Below are 13,361 nucleotides of genomic sequence, written 5' to 3'. Positions count from 1 at the left end.
TGCACGTGGTTCTGAATGGACGAGACGAACGCGTGCTCCTCGTGTTTCCCCATGGCCGCGACGCTCTGGCTCAGGCCGGCGGCACGATCGCCCGGCTGATCGAAGCCGGCTCCGTTGCCGCGGTCCTCACCGCAGAGGCGGCCGCCGACGCGGACGCCGGCCTCTGGGCGATGGGCGCTCGCGGGCAGGCCGTCGCCGGGGCGGACGCCCGCGCAGCCGTCGCCACCGCGATCGACCGGCAGCAGAGCACGGCCATCGTGGTTCCCGCGCTGGGGTCGGACCCGACCGAGAGCGCGGCCTCCGTGCTGGTCGCCGCGGCGGTGGCCGAGGCATCCGCCCGCCATCTGCCCGTCTACCTGGCCGTGAGCGGCCGGATGCCGGCCGGCCAACGCCTGGTGGCTGTCGACGTCACCGACCAGCTCGGTGCCAAGAGCGACGCCCTGGCCGCGCTGCCCGGCGTCAGCGTGATCGACCGCACCGTCACCTTCGACGACCAGGACCCGCACCTGCTCGGCACCACCGAGCAGTTCGTGATGATCGGCGGCGGCCGGCCGGAGGTCGTCGAGGCACCGAGCACGGGCAGCCGCGTCGGCGCCGCCGTGCTCGGCTTCGTGGTCGGTGCGATCTTCGCGGCGATGGGCACCGTCGCCCACCAGATCACGACGGAGATCGCGGGGGTGCCCGTGCCCTGGGGCCTGCTGCTCGCCCTGCTCGGCTACACCGCACTGCTGATCGGGCTGCGACTGGTTCTGCACGACCGCGTCACGGTGCTCTTCACGGCGATCGGCGCGCTGCTGACGATCTTCGTGCTGTCCCTGCGCAGCACGGGCGGCTCGGTGCTGATCCCGGAGGGCACACTCGGCTTGGTCTGGACGATGGCGCCCGCGATCATCGCCGCGATCGTCATTGCGTGGCCCCGATTGCCCGACCGCCCCGCCGCGCGCGCGTAGACTTGGTGGGTACCGCCTCCACGGCGGGCTCGCGAAGGGAATCTGAACACCGTGACCTATGTCATCGCTCTTCCGTGCGTCGACGTCAAAGACCGCGCTTGCATTGACGAGTGCCCGGTCGATTGCATCTACGAGGGTGAGCGTTCGCTCTACATTCACCCCGACGAGTGCGTCGACTGCGGTGCCTGCGAGCCGGTGTGCCCCGTCGAGGCCATCTACTACGAAGACGACCTCCCCGAGCAGTGGGCCGACTATTACAAGGCCAACGTCGAGTTCTTCGACGACATCGGCTCCCCGGGAGGCGCGGCCAAGGTCGGCGTCATCGCCAAGGACCACCCGGTGATCGCGGTGCTGCCACCGCAGGTTCACTGAGCCCCGGCGCCCGCCCCGTGCTGAAAGAGCTGCCAGAGTACCCCTGGGACCAGATGGTGCCGTTCGCCGAGCGTGCGCGCCGGCACCCAGACGGCATCGTCGACCTCTCGATCGGCTCGCCGGTCGACCCGACGCCCGCCGTCATCCGCGACGCGCTGGCCCAGGCGACGGATGCCCATGCCTACCCGCAGACGGCGGGAACGCCCGCCCTGCAGCGCGCGATCATCGAGTGGTTCGAGCGCCGCCGCGGCGTGCCGGGCCTGGCCGAGCGCAACGTGCTGCCGACGGTCGGCTCCAAGGAACTCGTCGCACTGCTGCCGTTCATGCTCGGCATCGGCGAGGGCGACACGATCGTGCACCCGCGCGCCGCTTACCCGACATACGCGATCGGCGCAGCCATCGCCGGCGCCGAGGCCCTGGCCTCCGATGACCCCGACGAGTGGCCGGAAGGCACCAAGCTCATCTGGCTGAACAGCCCAGGCAACCCGGACGGCCGCGTGCTCGGCATCGAGCAGCTGCGCGCCGCCCGCGAGCGCGCCCGCGAACTCGGCGCCGTCATCGTCAGCGACGAATGCTACGCCGAACTCGGCTGGGACGCGCCGTGGGACGCCGAGCCGATCCCCAGCATCCTCGACCCGCGCGTCGTCGGCGATGACCGCAAGAACGTGCTCGCCGTCTACTCGCTGAGCAAGCAGTCGAACATGGCCGGCTACCGCGCCGCCTTCGCCGCCGGCTGCGGCGGCGTCATCCAGCGCCTGCTCACCGTGCGCAAGCACGCCGGTCTCATGCTGCCGGCCCCGTTGCAGGAGGCGATGGTCGTCGCACTCGGCGACGACGCGCACGTGGACGCCCAGCGCGAGCTGTACCGGGCCCGCCGCGAGGTTTTGCTGCCCGCGCTGCTGACCGCCGGTTTCACGATCGACAACAGCGAGGCCGGTCTCTACCTGTGGGCGACGGAGGGCGTGAGCGCCTGGGAGTCCATCGACAAGCTGGCCGGTCTCGGCATTCTGGCCGGCCCCGGCACGTTCTACGGCGACTTCTACCCGAACCACGTGCGGTTCTCGCTCACCGCGAGCGACGAGCGCATCGCGGCGGCCGCGGCCAGGCTGCGCGGCTGACCGCAACCGGCCGCGCCCGGCGGCGGTCAGCGCACGGTCGTGAGCTGCACGCGGGGCAGCGCCGCGTTGTCCTGCCCGCCGCCCACCACGGCCACGAGCACGCCCGGGGCGACCCAGGCTGCGGTGCGGGCGTTCTGCAGCGCCGGGCTGACCGCGAGCGGGGCGTTGCCCTGCCAGATGGCGAGGCCCGTGCCGGACGCCCGGGCAGGTGTTCCCTGCACGAGTTCGCGGAACTCGGCCGAGCCACCGTCGATGTGCGCGGCCGGCGTGACCAGGTGGCCGGCGGGTTGACCGATGTCGTCCAGGTGGTACACGATGCGCCCGTCGGCCGAGGCGTCGACGGGGCGCACACGCACGTTGTCGACGTTGCCGGGTTCCAGCGCCGCCCGGAGGGGTGACGCCTCGTCGAGGGCGCCGGCGACGACGCGGGCCGTGCCGTCCTCTAGGATCTGGAACACGCCGTGCTCGGTGCCGAGCACGATCCCACGCGGATCTCCCGCCGAGACGTCGACGGATGCCGCCGCTAGCGCGCTCCCGCGCAGCTGCTCGCCATCGCCGGGCTGTTCGACGGCCGCCTGCCCCTCGGCGCGCACCGGAACGCCGGCCACCGTCTCCACCTCGCCGCCCGGCAGCATCCGCCGCACGATGTATTCGTCGTTCGCCGCCTGTCCCACATTCACTCGCTCCACGAAGACGAGTGCGCCAGCCGCGTCGACATCGATGCTGGTGATCTGGCCGAGGGGCGAGGCGGCGTTCACCGGGCCGTCGGCGGTGAAGGGGAGCGGGGCGTCGGGGCTGGTCTGAGTGCGCTGGCCGACGAGGAACGGCTCGGACTGCCGCGTCTCGGTGTCGAAGAGCTCGATCTCAGTGGACAGCGCATTCCTCCCCAACGACAGGAGCACGAGGATCCGGGTGGGGGAGAGTGCGGCGATGTCGAGCTCGTGCCTGCCCTGCCAGCGCTCGATGTTGAAGCGGGTGACGGCGCCCGTAGAGGAGGAACGGAGCCAGGAACCCACCGAGACGTACCATGTCCCGCCCTCGGTGTCGTCTGTGATCAGGCCGTTGCCGTAGGTGATGTCCGGGGGGCCGTTGCGCTCATCGTTCGCCGGGGTCGCGCTGATCAGCCAAGCACCCGCGGGCGGTTGGGCGCTGCATCCGGAGGCCCCCGCTAGGAGCAGCACCGTCGCCACCACGCACGCGAGCCCCCGCCTCGAAATCATGGGCCGAGCATAGCTTGTGGGCCCGCGAGCCCGTTTTCAGCTCGTTCTCAGGAGCTTTCCTCCAACGGAATCGCCCGTTCTTCAACGGATGCAACAGTAGGCCGTGGGGCGGATTAGGCTGTAACTCGGACTGCCCGCCTATCGCGTGCCCGTCCATCAACTTTCTTCTACTTCCACCATCCAGGATCCAGGAGGCCCCGTGGGCGACGTCGATCAGACACAGGCCGGTTCAGCATCAGCCACTCCGGCACAGCCGGCCGTAGCAACGCTGAGCTACCCGGGCGGAACCGCAGAGTTCCCCATCATCTCCAGCGTTGACGGGCCAGACAGCCTGGACATGTCCACGCTGACCAAGCAGACCGGTCTCACCGGCCTGGACTACGGCTTCGTCAACACGGCCTCGACCAAGTCGGCGATCACGTTCATCGACGGCGAGGAGGGCATCCTCCGCTACCGTGGCTACCCGATCGAGCAGATCGCGAAGAACGCGAGCTTCCTCGAGACGGCCTGGCTGTTGATCTACGGCGAGCTGCCGACCCCGACCGAGCTGGCTGAGTTCGACGAGAAGATTCGCCGGCACACGCTGCTGCACGAGGATCTGAAGAAGTTCTTTGGCGCGCTGCCGCACAACGCCCACCCCATGTCGGTGCTGGCATCCGGCGTCTCGGCCCTGTCGACCTACTACCAGGACTCGATCGACCCGAAGAACCCCGAGCACGTCGAGCTGGCCACCATCCGCCTGCTCGCCAAGCTGCCGGTCATGGCTGCCTACGCGCACAAGAAGAGCATCGGCCAGGCCTTCCTGTACCCGGACAACTCGCTGAGCTTCGTCGACAACTTCCTGAAGCTCAACTTCGGCAACCTGGCCGAGCCCTACGAGGTCAACCCGGTGCTGTCGAAGGCGCTCGAGCGCCTGCTGATCCTGCACGAGGACCACGAGCAGAACGCGTCGACCTCGACGGTGCGCCTGGTCGGCTCGACCGAGGCCAACCTGTTCGCCTCCGTCTCGGCCGGCATCAACGCCCTGTTCGGCCCGCTGCACGGCGGCGCCAACGAGGCCGTGCTGACGATGCTCGCCGAGATCCGCGACTCCGGCGAGGGCGTCGCCCGCTACGTGGAGCGCGTCAAGAACAAGGAAGCCGGCGTCAAGCTGATGGGCTTCGGGCACCGCGTCTACAAGAACTACGACCCCCGCGCCAAGCTGGTCAAGGAGAGCGCCCACGAGGTGCTCGAGGCGCTCGGCGTCAAGGACGAGCTGCTCGACATCGCCATGGAGCTCGAGAAGATCGCGCTCGAGGACGAGTACTTCAAGTCCCGCCGCCTGTACCCGAACGTCGACTTCTACACCGGCGTCATCTACAAGGCGATGGGCTTCCCGACGCACATGTTCACGGTGCTGTTCGCGATCGGACGCCTGCCCGGCTGGATCGCCCACTGGCGTGAGATGAACGCGGACCCGCAGACGAAGATTGGCCGCCCGCAGCAGCTCTACACGGGATCGCCCGCGCGCGACTTCCCGGAGCGCTGAGACCCCGTCTCCCTCTGAACGCGACCCCGTCGGCCTCGGCCGGCGGGGTCGTTTCGCGTTTCGCCCCGGCCACGTTGTGTGCGCCGCCTTACCTGTTGGTCGAGTAGCGAGGAACGAGCGTATCGAGACCTCGCGCGTGGCACGGTTTCTCGCCGGATGCCGGGTCTCGATACGGCCCTGGCGGGCCTACTCGACCAGCGGGGGAATGCACGTCGGCTGGAGGCGGCCGCGCCGCGAGGAACGAGCAGCGCAGCCGCCGAAGCCCGGGAGCCGGCGTGGTCGTTCGGTTGTTGGCTTCGGTCGCTGGCGCTCCCTCGAGCCAACGGGAGTTGCGATTACCGCCGGTGGACCCTGTCGAGACCCGCCCCGATCCCGTTGGTCGAGTAGCGAGGAACGAGCGTATCGAGGCCTCGTGCGTGGCACGGTTTCTCGCCGGATACCGGGTCTCGATAAGGCCCTGGCGGGCCTACTCGACCAGCGGGAGCGGGGCGCCCTCCCGCGTTGGCTTGGGGGAGAGCCAGCGGCCGAAGCCACCAGCGGGAGCGGGCGCCGCGAGCTCGACCAGCGGGAGCGGGCGCCGCGAGAGTGCCCCTACCGCGCGGGCTCGAGCTGCAGCACGTCGTGGGTGGAGTCGCGCACGGCATCCGGGGTGAACGCCCACGGCCGGGTCTTGTGCTTCTGCCAGAGCGGCGCCTGGTCGTCGTAGTGCGGGTTGAACGCGTGCCCGGACGCACCGGTCAGGTTCACCCAGCTGGAGTCGTCGAAGTCGGCGAGGCTGACCACCATGCGCATCGACGGCACCCAGTCGACCGTGTAACCGGTCGTCGCGTCCCAGCCGACCGCGTTGACGACCGAGGATCCGCCGGCGACCGGGAACGGGCCGCGGTTGAACAGCCACTCGATCGCCGCGATGCCCGACTCGCCGAAGCTCGCATTCGTGAGCGTCAGCGTGTGCAGATCGCCCCATTCCCACTTACGCGGGTCGTTGCCGAGCTCCTCGACGCCCTCCGCCCACGCCTCCTCCGCCGCATACGTGAGCATGGCGTCGCGCCCGGAGATGCCGAGTCGCTCGTTCGTCCACCACGGCGAGTCCGGCTGCTCGAGCAGGCCGCCGACGACGCCGAACCAGCGGTCGCCGCCGGCCGGCCAAGTGCCCTCTGGCAGCTTGTCGTGGAACATCGCCGCCAACAGCTGCCGCCAGATCATGTTGAAGTAGGCGGATGCCGCCGAGTCGGCGTCATCCGAGTAGTCCCAGTTCGCGAGCAGCCGCTGCGCCTCGGCCGCCTCGGGGCGCAGCGGGAGCGCCGCGAGCACCGGCGCGAGCGCCGCCGCGTTCGCATTGAAGTTGTCGGCCTGGATGGCGGCCATACTGCTCGGCGTGAACTTCGTGCCGGCGGCGATCTCGGCCGCGAGCCGCCCGTCGATCTGCTGGGCGCGGTAGCCGAGATCCCAGTCCTGGGTGATCATCTGCGGGAAGTCGGGACCGACGGCCGAGTTGTTGGCGGTGACGATCAGGCCGCTCGGCGGGTTGTACACGCTCGGCAGCTGCTCGAACGGGATCTCGCCCACCCAGCCGTTCGCGCTCGTCCAGCCGGGCAGCGGCAGCGTGCCGTCGCCCGCGCTCCGGATCGGGATCCGGCCCGGAGCCTGGTAGCCGATGTTGCCGGTGACGTCGGCGTAGAGGAGGTTCTGCGACGGCACCTCGAACAGACGGGCACCGGCCCGGAACTCGTCCCAGTTGCGGGCCTTGTTGATCGCGAAGACCGCGGAGGGCGTCTGGCCGGGCACGAGCGCCGTCCACTGCAGTGACAGGGCGTACTCGCCGGCCGGCTGCCTGCTCGCGCCCGGGTAGTCCTCGGCGATGCTGGTGAACTGCGGGGTGATGTCGCTGACCAGGGGTCCGCGCGCGGTGGAGCGGATCTCCAGCTTCACCGGCTCGCCGCCGGCGACCTTGATCGTCTCGGTGTGCACGGTCAGCGGCTGCACGGCGCCGTCCAGCTCGTATCCGTCGGGGCCGACGCGCTCCAGGAACAGGTCGGCGACATCCGGGCCCAGATTGGTCAGCCCCCAGGCGATGGTGTCGTTGTGGCCGATGATGATGCCGGGCAGGCCGGAGAAGCTGTACCCGGCCACGTCGAACGGGCAGGCATCCGAAATCTCGCTGCAGCGCAGGCCCATCTGGTACCAGACCGACGGCATCACGGCGCCGAGGTGCGGGTCGTTCGCGAGCAGGGGCGCGCCGGATGCCGTCAGCGCCCCGGACGCCACCCACGAGTTCGAGCCGATCTCGTTGCCGGCCGGGCCGAGCAGCTCGGGCAGTGCAGCGAGGTTCTCCTTGAGCGCGGCGAGCGAGGCGAGCGCGTCCGGCTGGGCGAGCGCGGCAGATGCGTCCGGAGCGGCAGCGGCATCCGGTGCCTCAGCGGCGTCCGACGCCTCAGCCGGCAGCGGCGCGACATCGACGGATGCCGGGGCGGCGGCTGGGGCGACCGCGCCGCCCACGATCGTCGGGTGGCTGGCGAAGGGGTAGCCGGGGTGCAGCAGCGCCACGTCTGCGGGCGGCAGCGCCGCCGCCAGCAGCGCCCGGTCGATCTCATCCTCCAGGTTGCTGCGCAGGTCCCACGCCATCGCCTTCAGCCAGGCCACGGAATCGGCGGGCGTCCAGCGCTCCGGCTGGTACTCCGAGTTCTGCAGGCCGAGCACCGCGTACTCGAGGGAGAGGTCGGCCCCGGAACGGCTGCCGAGGTAGGCGTTCACCCCGTCGGCGTACGCCTGGTAGTAGCCGAGCGTCTCCGGGTCGAGCATGGCCACCTCGGCCTCGGCGATGGTGCGCCAGCCGAGGGTGCGGATAAAGGAGTCGGTGCCGATCTGGGAGGCGCCGAACATCTCGGACAGGCGTCCGCTGGTCACGTGCCGACGGAAGTCCATCTCCCAGAAGCGGTCCTGCGAGTGCACGAAGCCCTGCGCGTAGAACAGGTCGTGCGCGTTGTCGGCGGTGATCTGCGGGATGCCGGCGGAATCCCTCGCCACGGCAACCGGCTGGGTCAGCCCGGGCACGGTCAGCGTGCCGCTCGTCGTGGGGAAGGAGCGCTGCACCGTCCAGACGCCGATGCCGGCCGTGACGATGAGCAGCACGAGCAGTGTGGCCAGCACCGCGATGAGCGCCCGCACCCCCCGGTGCCGTCGTGATCGTGGTGCATCCGTTCCCACAACAACTCCCTCGTCGCGATTCCCCGTCACTGCGACTGTATACGGAAGTCCCGGCGCCCTCGCTCAGGCGTGCAGGGCGGCGTTCAACACGATGCCGCTGCCGTCCCGCGGCAGCACCTCGACGGCGCCGCTCAGCGAGTTGCGCCGGAACAGCAGATTCGGCACGCCGGAGAGGTCGCTGGCCTTGACCGTGCGGGCGGGGGAGCCGGCCGCGGCGGTAGGGTCGACCACGACGACCTTCGTGCCGGCCGTGACGTAGAGCCCCGCCTCGACGACGGTGTCGTCGCCGATCGAGATGCCGACGCCCGAGTTGGCGCCGAGCAGGGCCCGCGCGCCGATGCTGATGCGCTCGGTGCCGCCGCCGGAGAGGGTGCCCATGATCGAGGCGCCGCCGCCGATGTCGGCGCCGTCGCCGACGACGACGCCCTGGGAGATGCGGCCCTCCACCATCGAGGAGCCCAGGGTGCCCGCGTTGAAGTTCACGAAGCCCTCGTGCATGACGGTGGTGCCGGGGGCGAGGTGGGCGCCGAGGCGTACCCGGGAGGCATCCGCGATGCGCACCCGCTCCGGCGTGACGTAGTCGAGCAGGCGGGGGAACTTGTCCAGGCCCGTGACGTGGATGCCTGCCCGCTGCAGCTGCGGGCGCAGGCGGTCGAGGTCAGCCGGCGCGATCGGGCCGGCGTTGGTCCAGGCCACGTTCGGCAGGTGGCCGAAGATGCCATCCAGGTTGATCGTGTTGGGGCGCACCAGCAGGTGAGAGAGCAGGTGCAGGCGCAGGTAGGCGTCGGCGGTTCCGGCGGGGGCGGCCGCCAGCTCGATCTCGATGTTGACGAAGTCAACCCGCACGGCGCGGCGGGCGTCCGCGCCGATCAGCGCGGCGAGGTCTGCGGGCGCGATCCAGCGATCGACGGCCGCCGGCCGGCGGCCGAGTGCCGGAGCCGGGAACCAGGCGTCGAGCACGGTGCCGTCCGCGGCGATGGTGCTGAGGCCGGAAGCCCAGGCGTGCGTGGCGGCAGACGGGTGTGCGGGGGCGCCGGAGGGCTCGGAAGCGTGCATTCCCCCAGAATACTGGCGTGCCCGCTGCTGTTGCGCTGTGTGTTCCGGATGCCGCAGCTCGTGGCATCCGGAAGCTACGCTGGGGGCATGGCCGACTCACCCTCCCCTCGCAGCGCTGCACCCGGCCCGGAGCGGCTGGACCTCGCCGCCAGCTCGGTCGACATCACCCGCCAGATCTGCGACATCGACTCCGTCTCCGGCACCGAGAAGCGGCTGGCCGACGCCATCGAGGCGAGCCTGGCCGATGCCGCCCACCTCGAACTGATCCGGCACGGCAACTGCGTTGTCGCCCGCACGCGACTCGGCCGCGCGCAGCGCGTCGTTATCGCCGGCCACATCGACACGGTCCCGGTCAACGCCAACCTGCCGACCCGGTTCGAGACGGTCGAGGGCCACGACTACCTCTGGGGCCGGGGCACCGTCGACATGAAGGCGGGCGTCGCGGTGCAGCTGAAGCTCGCCGCCGAGCTGGCAGAGCCCCGGGTCGACGTGACCTGGATGTGGTACGACAACGAGGAGGTCTCCTCGGAGCTGAACGGCCTCGGGCTCCTCGCCGCCGACCGCCCAGACCTCTTCGAGGGCGACTTCGCCATCCTGGGCGAGCCGAGCAACGGCCAGGTGGAGGGCGGCTGCAACGGCACCCTGCGGATCGAGCTGCGCACCCGCGGTCTGCGGGCTCACTCGGCGCGCGCCTGGGTCGGCGACAACGCCATCCACAAGCTCGGCCCGGTGCTGGACACGCTCGCGGCCTACGTGCCGCGCGAGGTCGAGGTCGAGGGGCTCGTCTACCGCGAGGGCTTGAACGCGGTCGGCATCAGCGGGGGAGTGGCCGGGAACGTCATCCCCGACGAGGCCATGGTGCAGATCAACTACCGCTTCGCTCCGAGCCGCAGCGTCGCCGAGGCGACCGCGCACATGCACGAGCTGTTCCCCGGCTACGAGATTCTGGTCGTGGATGCCGCGGAGGGGGCCCGGCCGGGCCTGGACGCCCCGATCGCCCGCAACTTCGTCGCCGCCGTCGGCGCGGAGCCCCGGCCCAAGTACGGCTGGACGGACGTCGCCCGCTTCAGCGCCCTCGGCATCCCGGCCGTGAACTTCGGGCCGGGCAACCCGCTCAAGGCGCACGCCGATGACGAGCGGGTGCCGCTCCAGCAGATCACCGACGGCGAGCGCGCCCTCCGCGCCTGGCTGAGCGGCCACTGAGCGTGCAGCACGCCTCGGCCGAGCGCGGCACCGAGCCGCGCGGCAGCAACCCGCTGACCGCGCTGCGGGTGCGCTACCGGCTGAGCCCGTGGTGGCTGCGCGTGATGGCGGTGTTCCTGCTCTCGCGGATCGTCACGACCACCCTGGTGCTGATCCTGGCCAGCGTGCAGCTGGCCAACCCGTGGACGGGTGACCACCCGGACTACTTCAGCTTCGCCAACATGTGGGACGGCCGCTGGTACCAGATCATCTCCGGCTGGGGCTACCCCAGCGAGCTGCCGGTGGACGCCACCGGCCACGTCGCCGAGAACGCGTGGGCGTTCATGCCCGTCTACCCGCTGCTGGTGCGCGGGCTGATGGAGGTCACCGGCATCCCGTGGGCGCCACTGGCCGTGTTCGTCTCGCTCGCGGCCGCGCTCGGCACCGCGCTGTTGTTCTATCGGATGATGATCCGGGTGCTGCCGGCCGGCAGCGCCCTGTTCGCGGTGGCGCTGTTCTGCTTCGCGCCGCTCTCACCGCTGCTGCAGTTCGCGTACGCCGAGTCGCTCTATCTGATGCTGCTGGCGCTGGCCCTGCTGCTGCTGATGGAACGCCGCTACGCCCTGCTGTTCCCGGTCATCGCGGTGATGGCGCTCACCCGGCCGAGCGGCCTGGCGTTCGCACTGGCCCTCGGCCTGCACGTCGTCTACCGCTTCGCGGTGCGCCGGCGGGACCCGTTCCCGGCCCGGGAGGCGGTGCTCGCGGCATCCGTGGCCCTGTTCAGCGCGGTGATGGGCGTGGCCTGGCTGCTGGCGGCCGCCGTCGCCACCGGCGACCTCTCGTCGTACACCGACACCGAGCTGTCCTGGCGCTCCGCGTACATCGGGCACCAGGAGCTGGTGCCGTTCACCCCCTGGTTCCAGAGCGCGGACTGGTGGCTGGGCAGCCCGCTCGGCCCGGCGCTCGTCGTGCTGCTGATCGTCGGCTTCGCGGCGCTGCTGTTCACCCCCGCGGTGAGGCGCCTCGGCGTCGACCTGCGGATCTGGGTCGCCAGCTATGCGCTCTACCTGCTCGCCGTGTTCTTCCCGCAATCCAGCGTGTTCCGCCTGCTGATGCCGATGTTCCCGCTGCTTGGGGCGCTGGCCGTGCCGCGCTCGCGGGTCTACCGGGGGGCGCTGCTCGTCATCGGGGTGGCGCTGCAGTGGGGCTGGCTGCTCATCGGCTGGGGCGTCGACGGGCTGGATTGGACGCCCCCGTGACCGGTGTTGCCGCCCGATGATAGCGGTGCGTGACGGGGCTGATTTTTCTCTGTCGTCACCTTACGAGATAATGAGTACAGACTTGCCACGAAAGGGGAAGCCATGGCAGCCATGAAGCCGAGGACCGGAGACGGACCTATGGAAGCGGTAAAGGAAGGGCGCCTGATCATTGTGCGCGTTCCACTCGAAGGCGGGGGGCGCCTCGTAGTCTCGGTTAATGACGCCGAGGCCAAGGAACTTCATGACGCTCTCGCAAGCGTCGTCGCCCCGGCATAGTCGCCGGAGTTCGAATTGAAAAGCCCCGCGGCTGCCATCGGCAGCCGCGGGGCTTTTGCGTCCTCGGGGAGCTGAGCGGGGCTCAGACGCCGCGCTTGGTCAGCTGCAGCAGGCCGTCCCCGGCGGGGGAGAGGGCGCTGACGACGGCACCGGATGCCGCGATCTCGGTGATCAGCGTGCGGAAGCCGGTCGCCAGGTCGTCGCGCTTGGCCGGGTCGGCCACGCGTCCGCGCCAGAGCGCGTGCGGAACCAGGACGGTGCCGCCCGGGCGGGCGAGGCGGAGGCCGTGCTCGACGTACTCGATCACGCTGGCGGCATCCGCGTCGATCAGGACGATGTCGTAGGAGTTCTCGTTCATGCGCGGCAGCACGTCCAGGGCCCGGCCGGGGATCAGGCGTACCCGGTTGGTGGGGATGCCGGCCTCGGCGAAGTTGGCCTTCGCGTGCAGCTGATGGTCGAGCTCGGTGTCGATGGAGGTCAGCGTTGCACCGGGCGCGCCGGCGAACAGCCACATGCCGGAGACGCCGACGCCCGTGCCGATCTCGACGATGTTCGTCGCGGCCGTGGCGGCGGCGATGACCGCGATCTGCGCGCCGGTCGCGGGGGAGATCGGGTCGATGCCGAGCTCGAGCGACTGCTGTCTGGCCTTGCTCAGCGCATCGGATTCGGTGACGACGTCGTCGGCGTACTTCCAGTTCAGGTCATTGTCAGACACGTTGTAGCTCCCGGTGAATGTGTGAATTCCAGAGTACGGGGACGTGGGCAATGCTGGGGGAAGCCTCGCCGCAGGTTATTCTGAAGACATGTTCGGGTTGACGATGGAGAAGGTGCTGATTATTGGCATCATTGCCGTCTTTCTGCTCGGTCCGGAGAAGCTGCCGCACTATGCGGCTCAGCTGGGCCGACTCGTCCGCCAGCTGCGCGACATGGCCAACGGCGCCAAGGACCGCATGCGCGATGAGATGGGCCCCGACTTCGACGACGTCGACTGGAAGAAGCTCGACCCGCGCCAGTACGACCCGCGGCGCATCATCCGCGAGGCGCTGAGCGACGATGAGCCCACGGTCGCTGCGGCGGCCGCGGCGCCCACCCTGACGCGTGCCGCGCGCTCGGCCCCGGTGCGCAAGGCCACGGTGCCGCTCGGCGCCGGCGAGCTGGCCCCCTTCGACTCCGAGGCCACCTAGGCCCGACGC

The 13,361-nt window shown here is 70.4% G+C and carries 12 protein-coding genes; 8 read left to right on the top strand and 4 right to left on the bottom strand.

What is annotated here, in order from left to right:
- Nucleotides 1–32 precede the first annotated feature (32 nt).
- Genes BLT62_RS18175 through dapC form a run of 3 tightly spaced genes read left to right on the top strand, consistent with a single transcriptional unit; the run spans nt 33 to nt 2,440 of the window.
- Nucleotides 33–950, top strand: a complete 918-nt coding sequence (locus BLT62_RS18175) for a hypothetical protein (protein WP_231919182.1) — start codon at nt 33–35, stop codon at nt 948–950.
- A gap of 51 nt (nt 951–1,001) precedes the next feature.
- Complete coding sequence (gene fdxA, locus BLT62_RS13555; protein WP_083364541.1) at nt 1,002–1,322, top strand: ferredoxin; 321 nt, start codon at nt 1,002–1,004, stop codon at nt 1,320–1,322.
- A gap of 17 nt (nt 1,323–1,339) precedes the next feature.
- Nucleotides 1,340–2,440, top strand: a complete 1,101-nt coding sequence (gene dapC / locus BLT62_RS13550) for a succinyldiaminopimelate transaminase (protein ID WP_269457783.1) — start codon at nt 1,340–1,342, stop codon at nt 2,438–2,440.
- 26 nt (nt 2,441–2,466) lie between these two features.
- On the opposite strand, the gene BLT62_RS13545 is transcribed toward dapC, so the two are convergent.
- Nucleotides 2,467–3,660, bottom strand: coding sequence for a hypothetical protein (locus BLT62_RS13545; RefSeq protein ID WP_156786350.1), 1,194 nt, complete (start codon nt 3,658–3,660; stop codon nt 2,467–2,469).
- 268 nt (nt 3,661–3,928) lie between these two features.
- Here BLT62_RS13545 and BLT62_RS13540 point away from each other — a divergent pair, with 268 nt between their 5' ends.
- Nucleotides 3,929–5,188: a citrate synthase gene (locus tag BLT62_RS13540; RefSeq protein WP_231919444.1), complete on the top strand. Its 1,260-nt coding sequence runs from the start codon at nt 3,929–3,931 to the stop codon at nt 5,186–5,188.
- A 591-nt stretch (nt 5,189–5,779) separates the two neighbouring features.
- Here the strand turns inward: BLT62_RS13540 and BLT62_RS13535 are convergent.
- Both BLT62_RS13535 and dapD read right to left on the bottom strand, forming a co-directional pair.
- Complete coding sequence (locus BLT62_RS13535) at nt 5,780–8,395, bottom strand: penicillin acylase family protein (RefSeq protein ID WP_083364537.1); 2,616 nt, start codon at nt 8,393–8,395, stop codon at nt 5,780–5,782.
- A 63-nt stretch (nt 8,396–8,458) separates the two neighbouring features.
- Nucleotides 8,459–9,451: a 2,3,4,5-tetrahydropyridine-2,6-dicarboxylate N-succinyltransferase gene (dapD, locus tag BLT62_RS13530; RefSeq protein ID WP_083364536.1), complete on the bottom strand. Its 993-nt coding sequence runs from the start codon at nt 9,449–9,451 to the stop codon at nt 8,459–8,461.
- An 87-nt stretch (nt 9,452–9,538) separates the two neighbouring features.
- Between dapD and dapE the strand changes: the two genes are divergently transcribed.
- From dapE to BLT62_RS13515, 3 genes are all read left to right on the top strand, one after another.
- Nucleotides 9,539–10,654 (top strand): succinyl-diaminopimelate desuccinylase, encoded by a 1,116-nt coding sequence (gene dapE / locus BLT62_RS13525; RefSeq protein WP_231919180.1) that lies wholly within the window; start codon nt 9,539–9,541, stop codon nt 10,652–10,654.
- A gap of 2 nt (nt 10,655–10,656) precedes the next feature.
- Nucleotides 10,657–11,892, top strand: a complete 1,236-nt coding sequence (locus tag BLT62_RS13520) for a hypothetical protein (protein ID WP_231919179.1) — start codon at nt 10,657–10,659, stop codon at nt 11,890–11,892.
- Between the two features lie 102 nt (nt 11,893–11,994).
- A complete protein-coding gene (locus tag BLT62_RS13515) occupies nt 11,995–12,168 on the top strand; it encodes a DUF3117 domain-containing protein (RefSeq protein WP_082716883.1) in 174 nt (57 codons plus the stop codon).
- Nucleotides 12,169–12,250: 82 nt separating this feature from the next.
- On the opposite strand, the gene BLT62_RS13510 is transcribed toward BLT62_RS13515, so the two are convergent.
- On the bottom strand, nt 12,251–12,883 hold the full coding sequence (locus tag BLT62_RS13510) for an O-methyltransferase (RefSeq protein WP_083364535.1): 633 nt from the start codon (nt 12,881–12,883) through the stop codon (nt 12,251–12,253).
- 88 nt (nt 12,884–12,971) lie between these two features.
- Here BLT62_RS13510 and BLT62_RS13505 point away from each other — a divergent pair, with 88 nt between their 5' ends.
- Nucleotides 12,972–13,352: a sec-independent translocase gene (locus tag BLT62_RS13505; protein ID WP_083364534.1), complete on the top strand. Its 381-nt coding sequence runs from the start codon at nt 12,972–12,974 to the stop codon at nt 13,350–13,352.
- The last annotated feature ends 9 nt before the right edge of the window (nt 13,353–13,361 follow it).

The organism is Microterricola viridarii, from assembly GCF_900104895.1.
In the GTDB taxonomy this organism is placed as follows: Bacteria; Actinomycetota; Actinomycetes; order Actinomycetales; family Microbacteriaceae; genus Microterricola; species Microterricola viridarii.
Note: the sequence above shows the minus strand (reverse complement) of the source record. Positions and strands in the feature narration are given on the sequence as shown.